Source organism: Nocardia sp. BSTN01, from assembly GCF_015354405.1.
Classification (GTDB): domain Bacteria; phylum Actinomycetota; class Actinomycetes; order Mycobacteriales; family Mycobacteriaceae; genus Nocardia.
Genome location: NZ_JADKYP010000007.1, coordinates 133,871 through 152,333, shown reverse-complemented (window position 1 = coordinate 152,333; position 18,463 = coordinate 133,871). Strand labels below are relative to the sequence as shown.

Below are 18,463 nucleotides of genomic sequence, written 5' to 3'. Positions count from 1 at the left end.
TGGTTGTCAGGACCGCGGCGCTTTGTGCAGGTGCGGACGCCGGACGATCAGCTGTTGCTCGTACCGGCGAGGTGGTCCACCTCGCCGTCGGAATAGCCGAGCTCTGCGAGGATTTCCCGGGTGTGCTGGCCGAGATCCGGTGCCGGGCGCTGAACGGTGTAGGGCTGGCCCGCGACCCGGCCGGCCTCACCGATATAGGTGAATTCGCCGATCTCCGGGAACTCTTGCGTGTGAATCACTCCGCGGCCTGATACGTGCGGATCCGCGGCGGCCTCGGTGATCGAGCGATACGCCGGTCCGAGCGCCATATCGTGTTCTGCGGCGAGCGCCATCCACTCCGTCAGCGTCCGTTCGTGGAAGATCTTCTGCAGTTCGTGGCGCAACTCGTCGCCGTCGTTGCCGAAGTCCACGTGGCCGTCCGCGATGGTGTCCACGAGGTCGTCGCGGCCGATAGCGCGGCAGAAGTTCCGCCAGAACTTCGGCTCGATACAGCAGAAGAGTACGACCTGGCCATCGCCGGTTTCGTAGAACTGGTACCGAGCGCCGCTCATTTCGCCGTCCTGCATCGCGGGCAGGGTGCTGGTGTCGGTGAGCCGGTGCTGGTTGAGGGCGTAGGTGGCCGTGGTCCACGCTTGGGCGACGACGCCGTCGAAGCCCGCCACATCGATATGCGCGCCCTGTCCGGTCCGTTCGCGTTGGACGAGTGCCGCCGCGACATGGAAGGCGGCGTGAATCGCGCCGGCCGCGGTGCCCTCTCCACCCGACGCCATGCCGGCCATCGGGTCGCGGCTGGGTGCCGGAGCCATGAAGCCGTCGGGCCCCATCTCACGCGGGAAGGCTGCTGCGAGTGCGTCCATCATCCGGCCGTGTGTCGCGATGGCGGCGTACGGGCCTTCACTGCCGTATCCGGTGTACTGGCAGTAGACGATGTCCGGTTTGCGCGTCTGTTGCGCGTCGTAGCCGACTCCCAGCGCATCCAGCGCGCCGGCGCGATTGCCGTCGATGAAGACGTCGGCGGTCTGGTGCAGTTTCCAGAAGGCTTCCAGTCCTTCGGGTGTGCGCAGGTCGAGGGTGACGCTTCGCTTACCCCGGTTGGCCTGCAGGTGCGCGGGGCTGCGTCCCGGCGCGACCTGGCCCAGGATGTACCGCAGATAGTCCCCCCGGCCGGGTGCTTCGACTTTGATGACATCGGCGCCGAGGTCGGCCAGGTGGCCGCCCAGGGTGTCGCCGTTGAGGAGCATTGCGGATTCGAGCACGCGGATTCCCGCGAGCAGATCGGACATGAGGGGCTCTCCTCCCCAGAACACTTCCGGCCGGCTCGAGGCCGCACGATGCGGCTACCGACCGGGTTTGGGTGATTGATTTAACTAATTGCACTATACTACCCTGACAGCTGCTGTCCGACGGTCAGGCTAGCCGAAACGCCACGCTCGCGGGCGAGATGGTTGCTCAAGTGCAAGTTTCTGCCACAGCTGCCTGTGCATCAGGCGACCGCTCGGAGATGGTCCACGGGCAAGCGAGGGTCTTGTAGATGAATCAGTTAAGAGATATAAATAGTTGTCTGTATCACAGTGCCGTGAACTGCCGCCTCGGCGGGGCACCCATGCATGGAGGTTTTAGGTGAGCATCGCCGGTAAGGTCGTGATCATCACTGGCGCTACGTCCGGTGTCGGTCGCGGAGTCGCTGAGGAGCTCGCGCGCCGGGGTGCGCGCGTGGTCGCGACCGGTCGGCGCCAGGAAGAAGGCGCGGCACTCGAGAAGTCGGTCCGCGAGTCGGGTGGCGAACTGCTGTTCGTCCAGTCGGATGTGACGTCCGAGGCGGATTGCGAGCGGTTCGCCGAGGCCGCGAACGACGCGTACGGCCGGATCGACGTTCTGGTCTGCAACGCCGGCATTGTGGGCAACCCGGCCATTATCGACACGCACGAGGTTGAACTCGACGTGTGGAACCAGATCGTCACGACCAACTTGACGGGCACCTTCCTGTCGTCCAAGGCCGTACTGCCTTACATGATGAGCCAGCACGACGGCGTCATCTTCACCATTTCGTCGATGAACTCCGAGGTGCCGTTGTCCCGGATGGCCGCCTACAACTCGTCGAAGGCCGCCATCACGCAGTTCACCCGCACCCTCGCGATCGAATACCTGATGTGGGGTGTGCGCGCCAACACCATTCTGCTGGGCGCCGTTCCCGGTGACACCAACGACGCGGTCACCGCCGGCGTGCTGGAATATGTCACCGGCGCCCCGGCCACCCCGGAGCAGCTGGAGGCTCAGGCGCAGCTCAAGGGCGCGCTCGAGGAACCCGCCGAGCGCATCGGTGCCGCGATCTCTCATCTGGCCTCCGACGACATGTCGATGATGACCGCCGCCAACATCCACCTCGACAAGGGTGTTGCCGCGGGCCTGATGACCGATATGTCGCTGTACATGACGGTTTCCGGTCAGTGGACGATGGGGGGCAACCAGTGAGCGCCATCACCATCGATCCGCTCGGCAATGTCGAGCACCGGATCCCGGTCAACGTGCTGCGCCTGCAGGCACAGCAGTTCGGCGACCGTGAATATCTCGTCGACGACCGCGGTTCGCTGACCTACGCCGAGGTCGACGCGCTCGCGGACAGCCATGCCGGTGCCTACGCGGAACTGGGTCTGTCCGAGGGCGATACCGTGGCGCTGTTCATGGAGAACTCCACCACGCTGGCGGTCACGGCCTTCGGTATCAACCGGATCGGCGGTATCTGGTCGCCGCTGTCGACCGAATATCGCGGTGAATGGCTGCGGGAGCTGCTGCGGTCGGTCAATTCGCGGATTCTGGTCGTGGACCGTCACCTCGTGGATGAAGTGGCCGCGCTCGACGAGATCCCCGTGGAACACGTCGTGGTGAACGGTGGCATCGACGGAATCGATATTCCGGGAGTGACACTGCACGACCTGGCGACCTTCGCGAAGCATCAGCCACCGGCGCGGTTCCCGACGCTGTATCACGGAGACACCAGCGCGGTGCTCTGGACCTCGGGTACCACCGGGCCGTCCAAGGGGGTCATGCAGCCGCATGCCGCGTGGATGCTGTGGCCGCAGCGCCACAACGAGGTCTTCCGCGGCGGAGTGCGCGACGGTGAGCGGTTCTACTACTGCATGCCGATGTACAACTCCGGCGGCTGGCTGATGAATGTCTTCCCGGCGCTCATCACCGCGAACGCCGCATGTATCGACAAGCGGTTCTCGGTGACCAATTTCTGGGACCGGATCCGGCATTTCGGCGCCAATCACACGATGACGCTGGGCACGATGCACATCTACCTGTTCCAGCAGCCGAACCGGCCCGACGACGCCGACAACCCGCTGCGCACCCTGGTGATGAATCCGATGGTGCCCCAGATCCTCGACGCGTTCATGGAGCGCTTCGGCATCGAATTGGTGGCGGGCGGATTCGGCCAGAGTGAGATCATGGGCGCCACTTTGGCGACCTCGGCCATGACCCTCAAGCCGGGATCCTGCGGAGTTCCGCTGTCGGACGACCTCGTGGAGTGCAAACTGCTCGATGAGAACGACGAGGAGGTCGGCGTCGGCGTGCCGGGCGAGTTCTGTGTCCGGCCGAAGGTGCCCTTCTCCGTATTCTCGGGTTACTTCAACCAGCCGGAGGAAACCGCCCAGGCGTTCCGCAACTTCTGGCACCACTCGGGCGATCTCGGTCGCCGCGATGAGGACGGCGAGGTCTTCTTCGTCGACCGTAAGAAGGACTCGCTGCGCCACAAGGGCCGTAACACCGCCACCTTCGAGGTCGAGCACATCGCGCGGCAGTTCCCGGGCGTCGTGAACGTCGCGGCCGTCGGTGTCAAGGTCGCCGAACTCGAGCACGAGGAGGAGCTGATGACCTACCTCCTGGTCGAGGACGGCGTGGAGATCGACCCGCTCGAGTTCTGCAAGTTCATCGACGCGAAGGCGCCGTACTTCTTCGTGCCGCGCTACGTCGAGGTGCTGTCGGAATTCCCGATGACGCCCACCAACAAGATTCAGAAGTTCAAACTGCGCGAGCGTGGTGTCGGTTCCGGAACGTGGGACCGGACGGTGGCGGCACCCGACTGGGAACCCACTCGGCCCGCCGGCAGCCCGCGCCAGCCAGTGAAAGCAGGAAAAGCATGACCAGTTCGGACACCCGTCCCACTGTGGACTTCGACCATCAGTCCAACCACTATGCCGAGAACTGGATCGAAACGCTCGACGGCATTCGGTCCCGCTGCCCGGTCGCCTGGACCGATGAGCACGATGGTTTCTGGGTGCTCACCAAACACGCCGATGTCGGCACTGCGGCGCGCGACAGCGACCACTTCTCCACCGAGCACGACGTCTCCGGTGACGGTAACGGGTATGGCGGAATCGCCATCCCGCAGGCGCCGATGCGAGCCATCCCGCTGGAACTCGACCCGCCGGAAGCGACCGTTATCCGCAACCTGCTTCAGAAGTCGTTCACGCCCGGTGCGGCGCAGAAGTGGTTGCCGTGGTTGCGCGAGGCCGTCGACGAGCAGCTCGACCTCATCATCGAGAAGGGCGAGTGCGACCTGATCTACGACCTCGGGGCCGTGGTACCCGGGCGGTTCACCATGAAGCTGCTCGGACTCCCGGAGTCGGAATGGCGAACCTACGCTCTGCCTTTCCACGACTTCATGTCTCCCGAGGGGTCCGATCGGCACAACCAGGCGATCACCGATCTGATGTTGCTGGCGGGCCGGTTGTACGAGCACGTGTCGGACCGTCGGCGTGAGCCCCGCGACGACTTCATCACCTACCTCACTCAGTGTGAGGTCGACGGCGAGCCGCTGTCGGAACAGATGATCACCGAGATCTGCTTCCTGATCGTGGCGGGTGGGGTCGATACCACCACCTCGTTGTTCGGCGATGTCGTCGAATGGTTGAGTCGTCACCCCGAAGAACGGGCCTACCTGGCCGAGGACTTCGATCGGCTGCAGCCGGCGATCGAGGAATTCCTGCGCTACTTCAGCCCGACTCAGAACAACGCGCGGACAGTGCGGGAAGACGTCGAAGTCGGTGGCCAGTGTCTGCGCGAAGGTGACCGGGTGATGCTCAGCTGGGCCGCCGCCAACCACGATCCGGACGAATTCGACGCGCCCGAAGAGGTTCAGCTGGATCGAGCCCCCAACCGCCACTTGGCATTCGGCGTCGGGCACCACCGCTGCCTCGGATCGAACTTCGCTCGGGTGGAGTTGCGCGCGATGCTCGAGGGCGTCCTCACGCGTATGCCCGATTTCGTCGTCGACTACGAGCGCGCCCAGAAGTACCACTCGATCGGAACGGTCAACGGATTCCTGAGCGTTCCTGCCACCTTCACCCCTGGCGCGCGGCTCGCCGCGCCCACCACAGAAACGGTCGACTGACCCCCGTGCCATCGGAGACAAAGGAGTACACCATGGGACGTGTCGAAAACAAGGTCGCGTTCATCACCGGCGCGGCGCGCGGGCAAGCCCGCGCACATGCGATACGGCTGGCGGAGGAGGGGGCCGATATCATCGGCGTCGACTCGCTGGCCGCCGACCCTTACGCGTCGTACCCGATGGGCACCCAGGCAGACCTGGACGAAACCATTGCCCTGGTCGAGAAGGCCGGTCGGCGCATGATCGGTGTCAAAGCCGACGTGCGCGACCGCGCCGCGCTGCAGGCCGCCCTGGACCAGGGACTGGCGGAGTTCGGACGCCTGGACATCGTCTGCGCGAGTGCCGGCATCTCGCCGCCGGGACGACCGCTGTGGGAGATCGACCCCGCGCAGTGGTCCGGTGTCCTGGACGTCAACCTCACCGGTGTGTTCAACACCCTGGCGGTCACGGTTCCGGCGCTCGTCGCCGCGGGCAACGGCGGCTCGATCGTGCTGACCGCTTCGGGCGCCGGGCTCAAGAGCCCGCAGAACCTGGGTGACTACAACGCGTCGAAGGCGGGTGTGGTCGCCCTGGGCAAGACCCTCGCCAATGAGCTTGCCGCGCAGCGTATTCGAGTCAATGTGATCGCTCCCGGTACGGTCGGCACCCCGATGGTCACCGAGAACGAGGAGACCTTCAAGCTGTTCCGGCCGGATCTCGAGAACCCGACCCTCGAGGACGCGCGGCCGGTGTTCGCCATGATGATGCCCATGGGGGAGCCCTGGGTCGATCCGGTGGACATCGCGAACGCGGTGCTCTTCTTCGCCAGTGACGAGGCCCGGTTCGTCACCGGACAGGTGCTGGCGGTGGATGAAGGTATGACCAACAAGGCGTTCTGACCCCCTGCAGCCCGACCCTGCAGCCAGGTGGCCCGCTTCGATTCGTTCGAGGCGGGCCACCTGCGCATATGCCGGACGGACCTTACGCGGACCGCGCCAGTCCGGTGGAGGACGCGGCCAATTCGGCGCGCAGTAGGGTGCGCAACGACCGGTCGGCGGCCGGGAATCGGCACCAGCCGGACATGTGCTTGACCCCCACGTCCGGAACGAACGCGACGCCGGGACGTCCGCAGATCACGCAGTTGACCCCGTAGAGCGGAAATTCGTGGGTCATGATGTGCTCACCCGCCGATCCCGCGGGGAATCACGCCGTAGGCACGACGCAGGCCCGGTCCGATCTCCTCGACCGTCAGCCGTTCGCCGGAGCGCGAATCGACTCGCGCCGTAGCGTCGATCGCCCACGGGTTCACCCGGGCGACCGTGCTGCCGTTGACGCGCAGTACCGCGCCGCTCAGCCAGCCGGCTTCCTCGGAGCACAACCAGGCGGCCACCGGAGAGGAAGCCGACGGGTCCATCGGGTCCCAGCCGCTGGATTGCTCGCGGTTCGACATCACCGATCCCTCCGTCATCCGCGTGAACGCCAGCGGTGAGATGGCATTACAGGTGACTCCGTATCGGGCCATCTCCATCGCCGTGATCGTGGTGAGGCTGGCGATGCCTGCTTTCGCCGCGCCATAGGCCGCTTGGCCGACGTTGCCGAACAGACCGGTACCCGATGTGGTGTTGACGATCCGGCCGCTGACCGAACCGCCGGCCTTGGCGACGGCACGCCAGTGGTCGCAGACGTGTTTGGTGATGTTGAAGGTGCCCTTGAGATGCACCGCGATCACGGCGTCCCAGTCCTGTTCGGACATCGAGGTGATCATGCGATCGCGCACGATGCCGGCGTTGTTCACCACCGCGTCCAGCCGGCCCCAGGTATCCACCGTGCGGGCGACGAGGTCGGCGACGCCGTCCCAATCGGTCACGTTGGTGCGATCGGCGAAGGCCTCGCCGCCCAATTCCTTGATCTCGTTGACGACTGCCTCGCCCGGCGTTTCCGCCGAGTCCTCGCCGTGGAGCCCGACGCCGAGGTCGTTCACCACGACCTTGGCGCCGTGAGCGGCGAGTTCCAGGCAGTGGCTGCGGCCGATGCCGCGGCCGCCACCGGTCACGATGACGACACGTCCGTCGAGAAGTCCCATCACTCAATCCCTTTCGAATACGGGTCATAGGTTCCGGCGGCGGTGGTCGCCGCCGGCTTGTGAGCGAGATCGCGATGCCCAGCATGGCGAACGCCCTATGGAAAGCTTATAGTATAATTAGTTAGTTAAATATGTGCTTGGCTCAGTGAAGTGTGTGGCTGGAAGGGGATCGGAGACGTGGATTTCGGACTGACCGACGAGCAGGAGATGCTCCGAAAATCGGCGCGGGACTTCGTCACCGCGGTGTGCCCGCCCGAGCGGGCGAAGGAGTGGGACGAGCTCGAGGTGCTTCCCGCGGAACTGTTGCGTGGATACGCCGACATGGGCTGGTTCGCGATGCCGTTTCCGGAGGAGGCCGGCGGTGACGGCGGCGGCCCGGTGGAGTTGGCGATCATCGCCGAGGAGCTCGGTCGCGCGAGTTTCGATGTGGCGATGTCCTTCATCGGTGTGCTCATTCCGGGCCTGACCGTCTTCCGATGGGCCTCCGACGAGCAGAAGCGGTGGATTCGAGACGAGGTCATGACCGGTAAGCATCGCCTTGCCGTGGCCATCTCCGAGCCTGATACCGGTTCCGATGCCGCGGCATTGCGAACCGTGGCCGTCGACGACGGTGATCACTACGTCGTCAACGGGCACAAGATGTGGTGCACGGGCGGTGGTCAGCCGGACACCACCATCGCCATGTATGTCCGCACGGAACAGACCTCTCGCAAACATGAGGGTCTGAGCCTGCTGCTGCTCGACCCGGCCGCAGAGGGTGTGCAGATCCGCCGCATGCCCACGTTGGCGCGGCATCTGCTGGGCACTACCGAAGTGACCCTGGTGGACGTCCGGGTGCCGAAGGATCGCCTCGTCGGACCCGAGAACAAGGGCTGGGGCGTCATGCTGTCCAATCTGGAATTGGAGAAGGTGCTGCTGTCCGGCGGTTATGTCGGGGCGGCCCAGGCGACGCTCGACGACATGCTCGCTTATTCCAAGACGCGCAAGGCCTTCGGCAGGCCGGTCGGGGAATTCCAGGCCCTCGCCCATCAGATGGCCGATCTGCAGATGGACATCGACGCCGCCCGGCTCCTGACTCACCGGGCCGCGTGGCTGCTGGCCCAGGGGAAGCCGTGTTCCCGCGAGGGCGCGATGGCCAAGTTGAAGGGCTCGGAGACCTACGTCGCGGCTGCCCGCCTCGGCATGCAGGTGATGGCGTCGCACGGCTTCTCGACCGAAAGCGTCATGAGTTTCCGCTACCGGGAATCGATCGTCACCACCATCTCGGGCGGTACGAGCCAGATTCAGCGCAATGCGATTGCGCGAAGCATGGGTCTGCGATCATATTAGTAAACTAGTTAATCTATTTACCGCTTCGTTGGAGCGGAACTGGAGGACAGGAAGTCATGCGGCGCAGCATCTTCGAGCCCGAGCACGAGCAGTTTCGGCAGACAGCGCGGACCTTCTTCGAGAAGGAATGCGTGCCCCACGTCGACGAGTGGGAGAAGGCCGGGAAAACCAGTCGCGACGTGTGGCTGAAGGCCGGCGAGCTCGGCCTGCTCGGCTGGGAGGTCCCCGAGGAGTTCGGCGGCGCGGGCATCGTCGATTTCCGGTTCAATGCCATCCTCGACGAAGAGTTCTGGCTGACCGGATCGGTCGGCGTCGGCTTCGGGGTGCAGAACGATATCGTGGCGCCCTACCTGGTCGACCTGACCACCGAGGAGCAGAAACGCCGGTGGCTGCCGGGATTCGTCTCCGGAGAGATCATCACGGCGATCGCCATGTCCGAGCCGGGTGCCGGCTCGGATCTGAGTTCGATTCGCACCATGGCGCGACGCGAGGGTGACGAGTACGTCATCAACGGTTCGAAGACGTTCATCTCCAACGGCCTGCTGGCGGACCTCGTGATCGTCGCGTGCAAGACGAATCCGGAGGCCGGTCATCGGGGTATCAGCTTGATCGCGGTCGAGTCCGGCATGCCGGGCTTCACCCGCGGCCGCAAGCTGGACAAGATCGGCCAGTTTTCGGCCGACACCGCCGAGCTGCACTTCGAGGATGTCCGCGTGCCGGTGGAAAACCTCATCGGCGAGGAGAATCGCGGCTTCTATCAGCTGATGCGCAACCTTCCCAAGGAGCGGCTGGGCATCGCGGTGCATGCGGTTGCGAGCTCCCGGCGCGCGTACGAATTGACCCTCGGTTATGCGCAAGAACGTAAGGCATTCGGGCAGCCGATCGGAAAATTCCAGGTCAACCGCCATTTCCTGGCGGAGGTGCGGACCAAGATCGAAGTCATGCAGACCTATCTGGACCAATGCATCATCGCGGTCAACGCGGGGGAGTTGACGCCGGAGGAAGCCGCCGGCGCCAAGTGGTGGACCACGGAGACCCAGTGGGAGATTCTCGATCGCTGTCTGCAGCTGCACGGCGGCTACGGCTACATGAACGAGTACGAGATCGCGCGGTTGTGGCGCGACTCGCGAGTGCAGCGGGTCTACGGCGGCACGAACGAGATCATGAAGGACCTCATCGGCCGTTCGATGGGTTTGTAAGGGACGGGCCTGTCAGGGATGTGCTAGCGGCCGATCCGGCGGATCGGCCGCTTTCCCGTCTTCGCTGACTCAGTCCCAGAGGTTGCGGCACGGAAGCCAGGGAAGATCCGGATCGGCCTCGTGGTCGATCAGGATATGGAATCGCGAGGGCCAGCCGTTCACGGCAGTCGTGAAGTTGCGGGCTTGCTCGACGGATGCGCGGAATTGCAGCATGAGGCCATTCGCGAAGATCCGAACACGGCATAACCCGGTACCTCGTTCGGAGAGTTGAGATCCTGTCGACATCGCGTTCTTCCTAGGTGAGCGGCGGCAATTGGCCGCGTAGGAGCAGGTAGGCGATGGCGGTCACCAGATGCTGAATCGGATCCACGAGATCGATGATCATTGTGCTCCCTTTCGGGTCAAGCGGCTCGGCCGCCGGTTTCGAACGGGGCGAAGAATCGGCTCATTCCCTCCGAGGTGAGGGCCCCGCACAGGGCGACGAAATCGAAGATTTCGCCGGATTGCGGCGATGTACGGCCTATTTCGAGAAGGGGACCGTACTCGTCGTTCGCGGCCGCGGCACGTTCGAACAGTGCGTGCAGACTGTTGATCTCATCGTTGGCGCCACCACTGAGGTGTTGTGCGAACGCCACCGTCAGATGCAAACAGAGGCGCTGGGCGGGTGTGGTCGGTACCGGCAGGTGAGACGCGGCGAGGGCTGTGTTGAGTTCGTCGAAGGTTCGCGTCACGTGGTACAGGAAGACCGGTCGCGGGCTCCTCAGGATCCGAATGCGCACATGCTCGGCGAGAATTGCCCCAGCAGTGCGGATCACCTCCCGGCTTTCGGGATGCAGATCCTGTCGACTGTTTTCGGCCGGCGTACCCATCGGCCCTCCCATCCTGCGGCTCAATGAGATTAATAGTATATCTATTTACCGCAGGTTCGCCAGGCTGTGCGGTCTCCGGCTTCGTAAGGAAACCCGACTGTTACGTATGCCGGCTCGACAGCAGAATCGCCTGCTGAAACATCTGCCGAACGAGGGGGGCCAGACCCGTTGCATGGCTGTCGCTGTCCCAGAACCGCAGAGCGGTGGTCAAGCATGAGATGGAGATGGCCGCGACCAACGCGTGTTGGCTGGTCGGTTCGGCCACCCCCGCCTCGGCGGCGAGCCGGCGAGCTATCTCGCGCTCCCAGCGCAACCGCATGCGCAAGCTGCGCCCTTCGAGCGAGCGGTTGGTCATCACCAAATGTGTGAGCCGCAGCGTCCGCTCGTCTTGCAGTTCGGTGGCGAATTCGGCGATCGGTTCGGCGAGTGCGGCTACATCGAGCGAGGGGTCGGATCGACTCGCCACCCTGTTCACCATCATCGCGGCAGAGACATCCTCGTCCGCGAAGAGAACATCCTCCTTGTTCGGGAAGTGCCGGAAGAACGTAGCGGTCGAAACGCCCGCCGCCTTGGCGATTTGTTCGATGGTTGTCGCTTCGTACCCTTGTTGCTCGATCAATGCCATCGCCGACGCCGCGATTTCGGCGCGGGCGCGAAGCCGGTTTCGTTCTCGAAGCGTGCTCACCGATGGCTACCTCTCGCCCTGATGGGAAATCTCAACTCGAGATGATCATAAGTATCAGCCGCGTGCCGCGTCTCCCAGTGCGGCTCGGGCGATGATCACCTGCTGAATCTGGCTGGTGCCCTCGTAGATCCGGAACAGTCGCGCATCGCGGTAGAAGCGCTCGACAGCCACGCCGCGCATGTACCCCGCGCCACCGTGGATCTGAACGGCGCGGTCCGCGACGCGTCCGACCATTTCCGAGCAGAAGTACTTGGCCGTTGCCGGGCCGCTGATCCGATCGGTTCCCGCGTCGTACTCGCGCGCCGTATCCAACAGCAGTGCGCGGCCGGCGCGGTAGTCGGTGATGGAATCGGCGATCAGCCCCTGAACCAGCTGGAATCGCGCAATCGGCTTTCCGCCCGATTGCCTGGTCCGGGCGAATTCGACCGACTCCTCGACCAATCGGCCGGCCATACCGACGCACAGGGCTCCGATGTGCACCCGACCGTGAGCGAGGCATTTGGCCGCGATGCGGAAGCCGTTGTCCACACCCTCGTCCCCGCCGATGACCGATTCCGCCGGCACCCGGACGTCATCGAGGTACACATCGGCGGTCCAGGCACCGAACTGCCCCATCTTGTGGTCCTTCGGGCCGACCGACAGACCCGGCGTACCTTTCGGCACCAGGAAGGTGGTGATGCCGCGGCTGCCCGGGGCGTCGGGGTTGGTCCGCGCGAAGACCATGAACACGTCGGCGACCGGCGAGTTGGTGATGTAGCGCTTGGCTCCGTTGATCACCCAATCCGAGCCGTCCCGTCGAGCGACGGTCTTGAGCGTGGCGGGGTCGGATCCGGCATCGGCCTCGGTGAGGCCGAACGACGCCGTGGCTTCGCCCGAGGCCAGCATCGGCAGCCAGGCGCGCTTCTGTTCCGCCGTACCGCCCTCCAGGAGGACGTGACCGGCGATGCCGTTGTTGGTGCCGAACAGTGAGCGCAGAGCCGGCGTGGTGTAGCCGAGCTCGAACATGAGCTGAGCTTCCTCGTACGTGTTGAGCCCGAGCCCGCCGAACTGTTCGGGAATGGTGAAGCCGTACAGCCCCATCTTCTTGCACTGCTGAACGATGTGTTCGGGGATCTCGTTGTCGGCATCGATCCGCTCCTCGAGGGGCACTACCTCGTCACGAACGAATTTCCGCACCGATGCAACGACGTCGGCCAGGTCTTCGGGGTCCATGTCGGTCTCGCTTTCCGGGTATAGCTTGTCGAAAGGTCAGTGGAGTTCGTCGGCGTGCCGCGGCGGGCCGAAGGCACCGTCTCGGCGTAGCGCGTGGATGTCGGACTCGTCCAGGCCGAGGTCCTCGAGCACCAGGTCGGTGTGTTCGCCGAGGCCCGGAATCGGTCCCAGGACGGGGTCGAGTCCCGCGATGATCGGCGGCGGCAGGGGGGTGACCACGGGACCCACCGGCGAATCCACCTCTCGCCACCGATCGCGTGCGGCCAGATGTGGATGGGCGACCACATCGGTCGTCGTGTTGTACCGGGCGTTGCCGATACCGGCCGCGTCGGCGGCGTCCTGAATGTCGGCAAGGGTGTTCTCTGCGCACCAGGCCCCGATGGCGGCGTCGAGTTCGTCTCGGTGGGCCACGCGATCCGGTCCGCGCCGGTAGCGTTCCGATGCCGCCAGGTCCGGGCGGTTCAGCAGATTCGTCGCCAGACGCCGCCACTCGTTGTCGTTGGTGGTGCCCAGGATCACGGTGTGGCCGTCGACGGTCCGGTAGGCCCCGTACGGCGCTACCGCGGGCGAGCCGAGGCCCACCGGATGCTGATCCGTCCCGGTGTACCGACTCCAGGTCAGCGGATATCCCATGAGTTCCACCATGGTGTCGAACAGGCTCACGGAAATCGATCTGCCGCGCCCGGTGTCCTTGCGTTCCTGAAGGGACGCCAGGATCGAGATCGCGGCGTAGAGCCCGGTGCACGAGTCCGCCATCGGCGGGCCGGGTTTGGCGGGAGCGTCGGGCCAGCCGGTAATCGAGCAGGCGCCGGATTCTGCCTGGGCCAGCAGGTCGTACGCACGCTTGCCCGACAACGGCCCGTCGTCGCCGTACCCGGAGATCTCGCAGGTGACCAGGTGTGGGTGGGTTCGCGCGAGGGTATCGGGGTCCAAGCCGAGCCGGTGTGTCGCCCCGGGGGCGAGATTGGTGACGAACACATCGGCGTTCTGCAGCAAACGGCCCAGAACTTGTTGTGCTGCCGTGGTTTTGAGATCGAGAGTGATCGACTGCTTACTGCGGTTCAGCCATACGAAGTGCGCCGCCATTCCGTTGACGACATCGTCGTAGTAGCGGGCGAAGTCGCCACCGTGGGGATTTTCCACCTTGATGACGCGGGCGCCCATATCCGCCAGCGTCCGGGTGCACAGCGGCGCGGAAACGGCTTGCTCGAGGCTGACCACCGTAATCCCTGTCAGCGGGCCCTGGTTGCTCACTTCACTCCTCATGCCGCCGCGGCCGCCGGCCGGTAGAACATTGCCAGCTGGCCGATGCCGGCCACGATTCCGCCGCCGAACGCGATCACGAATCCCGGAACGCCCGACATGGCATTCGTCCATCCGAAAGCGTGGTCCAGCGACCACCGTCCGGCTCCGGTCGTGGCGACTGCCACGCCGATCGTCGCCAGGACGAGGTTGTATTCCCACCCGGATCGCACGGAGAAGAAGCCGTTGGCGCGGTGCACCGTCCACGCCGCCACCAGCATCAGTGCGGCGAAGGCGGCCCCCGCCGCGGCAGTCGCGAAGCCCAGTGCGAGCATCACTCCGGCCGCAACCTCGGTCCCGGCGGCGACGACGGCATGAACCCGGCCGGGCCGCATGCCCATACTGTCGAACCAGCCGGCGGTGCCCGGGATGCGTCCGCCGGCGAAGAACTTCTGCCAGCCGTGTGCGGCCATGGTCGTGCCCGCCACGATTCTCAGCAGGCAGATTCCCGCGTCGAACGCGGTCGGATCGGTACTCATCGGATCTCCATGTCAGCGTGATCGGTTGGGTATCAACGAGATTGGGCCTCACGTGGCATCCCGAGCAGGCGCTCGGAAATGATGTTGCGCTGCACCTGGCTACTTCCGCCGTAGATCGTCTCGGCACGGGAATGCAGGGAGGCCCGCACGAGTGGGTGCAGCTCGTAGTCCGGGCCGGCCACGGTTCCGGTCTCGGCCAGCAACTCGACCGCGAGATCGAGAAGCCGTTGATGCTGAACCGAGGCGAACAGTTTGCTGGTGGTCGCCTGTGAGCCCGGAGTCACGCCTTGCCTGACCTCGGCGATGGTCCGCAGATTGGTGGCGCGCATCAGCCGGACGGCCACCCATGCGTCGATCAAGCGATCGCGCAGGCTGTCGGGAACCGATGCGGTGCGCGCGATTTCCAGCGCCTCGTCGATCTCGCGCTCGAAACCGAATTGGACCGGCATCAGCAGGCTTCCGCGTTCGACCTGCAGTGCGCTCATCGCTACCCGCCAGCCCTCGTTGACCGGTCCGATCACGCAATCGGCGGCAGTACGCGCCCCGTTGAAGAACACCTCGCAGAAGTCGGCCTCGCCCGCCATGTTCCGAATCGGACGAACCTCGACGCCCGGCTGATGCGCTGGAATCACCAGCAACGAAATGCCCTTGTGCCGGGGCGCCTGCGGATCGGTGCGGCACAGTACGTACATCCAGTCGGCGTGGTGGCCGAGGGTCATCCAGATCTTCTGCCCGTCGATGACCCATTCGTCGCCCTCCAAGCGGGCCCGGGTACGCAGTGAGGCCAGGTCGGAGCCTGCCTCCGGTTCGCTGAAACCCTGTCCCCAGAACTCCTCGACCGCGAGGATGGCGGGCAGGAACCGCTTCTTCTGCGCGGGGGTTCCGTGCATCAACAGCGTGGGGCCGAACAGGTCCTGGCCGTGCACGCCGACGCGGTAGGGCGCCCCGGCACGCGCGGATTCTTCCGAGAAGATGATCTCGTAGGAGAGCGGCAGCCCACGGCCGCCGTATTCGGCCGGCCACGTCAGGCCCAGCCAGCCGGCCGCGGAGAGTTTCTTCTCCCACGCGAGCCGCAGTTCCCAATGCTCACCGTCGTCGGCGCTGCCCACGGACGGGTGTTCGGCGAACTCGCCGACGAGATTCTCGGCCAACCACTTCCGGGCCTGCGCGCGGAATTCGGCTTCCTCGGGCGTGTCGGCGCTCGTGTCGGCGGATACCGTCCGATCACGGAAGGTGTCGAGGAGGTCGGCCAGCCGCTGCCGATGCCACGCCGGAGTACCGAAGAGGACGTGCGCGGAGGTCGCGCGCTTGAAGTAGAGATGCGCGGAATGTTCCCAGGTGAAGCCGATCGCGCCGTGAATCTGTATGCAGTTGCGAGCCGTGGAGACGAAGACTTCCGAACAGAAGATCTTCGCCGATGCGGCCGCCGGCGAAAGATCCGGTGCGCGGTCCTGCAACGCGCGCAGCCCGTCGTACACGGCTGATCGAGCGGTTTCGATCTCGGCCAGCGAATCCGCGCAGAGGTGTTTGAGCGCTTGGAACGAACCGATGGACCTGCCGTACTGGACGCGTGTCTTGGAGTATTCGACCGCGAGGTCCAGCGCCCGCGACGCGCCACCTACCTGCTCGGCGGCGAGGAATATCGCCGCGGCGTCCAGCGTGTGACGCACGATCGACGACCCGCTGGACAGTGACCCCACCAGCCGCGCGGGCGTCCGGTCGAACGCGATGTGTGCCTGGCGACGGGTCTGGTCCACGGTGGGCGTGGGCGTGATCGACAGTCCCGGGGCCGTGGCATCGACGGCGAAAACGCTCACACTCTGGTCGGTCTTCGCGCTGACCAGGATCACCGAGCTCTGCTGCGCGGCGATGACGTGACATTTGCGCCCGCTGAGGATCCATCCGTCGGAGGTGGCTTCCGCGCGTGTCTCGATGTCCGTCACCGCCCAGTGGCCGGGTGACTCGACGAAGGCGATGGTAGCCGGCTCACCGCTCGCGAGCCTGGGGAGATATTCGGCCATAGCGGCGGTATCGCGGCTCTGGATGACGGCTTCGATGGCGAGCGCCGTGGACAGCAGCGGGGCGCTGTAGAGCGCGCGGCCCGATTCTTCCAGCACGATGCCCAACTCCAGGTAGCCGAACCCCGCGCCGCCGAGATCTTCCGGGACCGCCAGCGACAGCGCCCCGATTTGTTCATTTAACTGTTTCCACGCGGTTGCGTCGTACCCGTCGGTCGAGGTGAGGTGCTGACGCACGGCGTCCTCATCGCATCGCTTCGTGAAGAAATCGCGCAGGACGGAACGTAGTTCCACCTGCTCTTCGGTCAGCGTCAGGCTCATCTGGGGGCTCCTCTATCGACCGGGATCGGACGATGTGTGACACATTTGCAAGTTGATAGTTTCTATCATAAAGTCGCGTTCGTGCAACTCCGGCATGTGGTCAGTGCCACATCAAATAGGTGTACTATTTAACGATATCGTGACGGTGAATCGCGGTGAACATGGAGGTCTGTTGATGGCAGGGCTGGTCGCCTACGGGGTGCATATCCCGCACTACCGCTTGCAGCGCGCGGCAATCGGGCAGGTGCTCGGTTCCGGGGGAGGGCGTGGCACGCGAGCCGTGGCCTCCTACGACGAGGACTCGACCTCGATGGCGGTGGAAGCGTCACGGCAAGCGCTCGCGAACGTCGACACGTCGACGGTGGAGTCCCTGTACTTCGCGACGGCGGTCCCGGCATACGCGGACAAGACGAATGCGACAGCCGTGCACGCGGCTCTCGATCTCCCGCAACACGCCTTCGCCGCGGATATGGCCGGCGCGGTGCGATCCGGTGTGGCCGCTCTGATGGCAGCCGCCCGCGCGGCGGACGGTGCCGGCGCGGCGGTCGCGGTATCGGCCGACATCCGGACGGGTCTGCCCGGTGGTTCCGACGAACGCGATGGTGGCGACGGCGCCGCGGCATTCGTGTTCAGCAGCGACCCGGCCGTCCCCGTGCTCGCCGAGCAGATCGGTGCGGTGCACGCCAGCACCGAGGTCCTGGAGCGCTGGCGTATGCCCGGCGATCCCTCCTCACGGGTCTGGGAAGAGCGTTTCGGTGAGGACGTCTACGTCCCGCTCGCCGTGCAGACCTTCGCCGACGCGTGCAAAGCGAGCGGGGTGACACCCGCGGAGGTCGACCATCTGATCGTCTCGGGATTGCACGGTCGATCCACGGCCAGGATCGCCGGCTCGCTGGGCACTCGCCCCGAGGCCGCGGTGGACTCCCTCACCGGCGTGATCGGAAACGCCGGTACCGCGCAACCGGGAATTCTCCTGGCCGACGTGCTCGACCGCGCCGAACCGGACGCGCTCATCGCGCTGGTCGTCGTGGCGGACGGGGTCAGTGTCATCCTGCTGCGTACCACGGAGGCGCTGGCGGCCAACCGTCCCGCGCGGTCCGTGGCGGCGCAGATCGCCTCCGGCGACGACACGTTGAGCTATGCCACCTTCCTGTCCTGGCGAGGTTTCCTCACCAAGGAGCCGCCCCGCCGCCCCGATGCCGAACATCCGTACGCGCCGCCGTCGAAGCGCCGGGCGCGCTGGAAGTTCGGTCTGATCGCCGGCGAATGCACGGCGTGCGGCCAGCGGCATCTGCCGCCTGCCCAGGTGTGCACCAACTGCCAGGCGATCGATCAGTCGGTCGACGTGCCGATGGCGGGTGTCCGGGCGCGCATCGCGACCTACACGGTGGACCGGTTGGCGTTCACCCCCAGCCCGCCGCTGCTGCTCGTCGTCCTCGATTTCGAGGGCGGGGGCCGGTTCCGGTGCGAACTCACGGACGCGTCACCAGATGACGTCCAGATCGGTGCCGAAGTCGAGATGACCTTCCGCCGGATCGTCACTTCGGGCGGCATTCACAACTATTTCTGGAAAGCGCGTCCGGCGCGCTGAGCGG

The 18,463-nt window shown here is 65.3% G+C and carries 17 protein-coding genes; 7 read left to right on the top strand and 10 right to left on the bottom strand.

The features are described from left to right. Window positions 1-47 precede the first annotated feature (47 nt). On the bottom strand, window positions 48-1,283 hold the full coding sequence (locus IRT45_RS09325) for a CaiB/BaiF CoA-transferase family protein (RefSeq protein WP_194805473.1): 1,236 nt from the start codon (window positions 1,281-1,283) through the stop codon (window positions 48-50). A 337-nt stretch (window positions 1,284-1,620) separates the two neighbouring features. Here IRT45_RS09325 and IRT45_RS09320 point away from each other — a divergent pair, with 337 nt between their 5' ends. From IRT45_RS09320 to IRT45_RS09305, 4 genes are read left to right on the top strand one after another with little or no spacing between them, the layout of a single operon-like run. Next, the gene (locus IRT45_RS09320) at window positions 1,621-2,472 is read left to right on the top strand and encodes an SDR family NAD(P)-dependent oxidoreductase (RefSeq protein WP_194805472.1); all 852 of its coding nucleotides are present in this window, start codon (window positions 1,621-1,623) and stop codon (window positions 2,470-2,472) included. After that, the gene (locus IRT45_RS09315; protein ID WP_194805471.1) at window positions 2,469-4,145 is read left to right on the top strand and encodes an AMP-binding protein; all 1,677 of its coding nucleotides are present in this window, start codon (window positions 2,469-2,471) and stop codon (window positions 4,143-4,145) included. Before IRT45_RS09320 ends, IRT45_RS09315 begins: the two co-directional genes overlap by 4 nt. Further along, entirely contained in the window at window positions 4,142-5,395 is a 1,254-nt protein-coding gene (locus IRT45_RS09310) for a cytochrome P450 (RefSeq protein ID WP_194805470.1), read from the top strand. Before IRT45_RS09315 ends, IRT45_RS09310 begins: the two co-directional genes overlap by 4 nt. A gap of 32 nt (window positions 5,396-5,427) precedes the next feature. Beyond that, the gene (locus IRT45_RS09305) at window positions 5,428-6,270 is read left to right on the top strand and encodes a mycofactocin-coupled SDR family oxidoreductase (protein WP_194805469.1); all 843 of its coding nucleotides are present in this window, start codon (window positions 5,428-5,430) and stop codon (window positions 6,268-6,270) included. Window positions 6,271-6,352: 82 nt separating this feature from the next. Here IRT45_RS09305 and IRT45_RS09300 read toward each other — a convergent pair whose 3' ends face one another. Together IRT45_RS09300 and IRT45_RS09295 are read right to left on the bottom strand one after the other, a co-directional pair. Beyond that, entirely contained in the window at window positions 6,353-6,544 is a 192-nt protein-coding gene (locus IRT45_RS09300; protein ID WP_194805468.1) for a hypothetical protein, read from the bottom strand. A gap of 7 nt (window positions 6,545-6,551) precedes the next feature. Beyond that, window positions 6,552-7,454, bottom strand: a complete 903-nt coding sequence (locus IRT45_RS09295; RefSeq protein ID WP_194805467.1) for an SDR family NAD(P)-dependent oxidoreductase — start codon at window positions 7,452-7,454, stop codon at window positions 6,552-6,554. A 177-nt stretch (window positions 7,455-7,631) separates the two neighbouring features. Between IRT45_RS09295 and IRT45_RS09290 the strand changes: the two genes are divergently transcribed. Both IRT45_RS09290 and IRT45_RS09285 read left to right on the top strand, forming a co-directional pair. Further along, the gene (locus IRT45_RS09290) at window positions 7,632-8,783 is read left to right on the top strand and encodes an acyl-CoA dehydrogenase family protein (protein WP_194805466.1); all 1,152 of its coding nucleotides are present in this window, start codon (window positions 7,632-7,634) and stop codon (window positions 8,781-8,783) included. A 56-nt stretch (window positions 8,784-8,839) separates the two neighbouring features. After that, the gene (locus tag IRT45_RS09285; RefSeq protein ID WP_194805465.1) at window positions 8,840-9,982 is read left to right on the top strand and encodes an acyl-CoA dehydrogenase family protein; all 1,143 of its coding nucleotides are present in this window, start codon (window positions 8,840-8,842) and stop codon (window positions 9,980-9,982) included. A 69-nt stretch (window positions 9,983-10,051) separates the two neighbouring features. Here IRT45_RS09285 and IRT45_RS09280 read toward each other — a convergent pair whose 3' ends face one another. The 7 genes from IRT45_RS09280 to IRT45_RS09250 form a co-directional block, all read right to left on the bottom strand. Beyond that, on the bottom strand, window positions 10,052-10,195 hold the full coding sequence (locus IRT45_RS09280) for a hypothetical protein (RefSeq protein WP_194805464.1): 144 nt from the start codon (window positions 10,193-10,195) through the stop codon (window positions 10,052-10,054). 188 nt (window positions 10,196-10,383) lie between these two features. Beyond that, entirely contained in the window at window positions 10,384-10,851 is a 468-nt protein-coding gene (locus tag IRT45_RS09275) for a hypothetical protein (RefSeq protein WP_194805463.1), read from the bottom strand. Between the two features lie 100 nt (window positions 10,852-10,951). Continuing rightward, window positions 10,952-11,476, bottom strand: a complete 525-nt coding sequence (locus IRT45_RS09270) for a TetR/AcrR family transcriptional regulator (RefSeq protein WP_194805462.1) — start codon at window positions 11,474-11,476, stop codon at window positions 10,952-10,954. Between the two features lie 114 nt (window positions 11,477-11,590). Next, window positions 11,591-12,748 (bottom strand): acyl-CoA dehydrogenase family protein, encoded by a 1,158-nt coding sequence (locus IRT45_RS09265; RefSeq protein ID WP_194805461.1) that lies wholly within the window; start codon window positions 12,746-12,748, stop codon window positions 11,591-11,593. A 36-nt stretch (window positions 12,749-12,784) separates the two neighbouring features. Next, window positions 12,785-14,002, bottom strand: coding sequence for a CaiB/BaiF CoA-transferase family protein (locus tag IRT45_RS09260; protein ID WP_309240864.1), 1,218 nt, complete (start codon window positions 14,000-14,002; stop codon window positions 12,785-12,787). An 8-nt stretch (window positions 14,003-14,010) separates the two neighbouring features. Then, entirely contained in the window at window positions 14,011-14,529 is a 519-nt protein-coding gene (locus IRT45_RS09255; RefSeq protein WP_194805459.1) for a DoxX family protein, read from the bottom strand. A 32-nt stretch (window positions 14,530-14,561) separates the two neighbouring features. Next, complete coding sequence (locus tag IRT45_RS09250; RefSeq protein WP_194805458.1) at window positions 14,562-16,868, bottom strand: acyl-CoA dehydrogenase; 2,307 nt, start codon at window positions 16,866-16,868, stop codon at window positions 14,562-14,564. 175 nt (window positions 16,869-17,043) lie between these two features. Between IRT45_RS09250 and IRT45_RS09245 the strand changes: the two genes are divergently transcribed. After that, window positions 17,044-18,459, top strand: a complete 1,416-nt coding sequence (locus IRT45_RS09245) for an OB-fold domain-containing protein (protein WP_194805457.1) — start codon at window positions 17,044-17,046, stop codon at window positions 18,457-18,459. Window positions 18,460-18,463 lie beyond the last annotated feature (4 nt).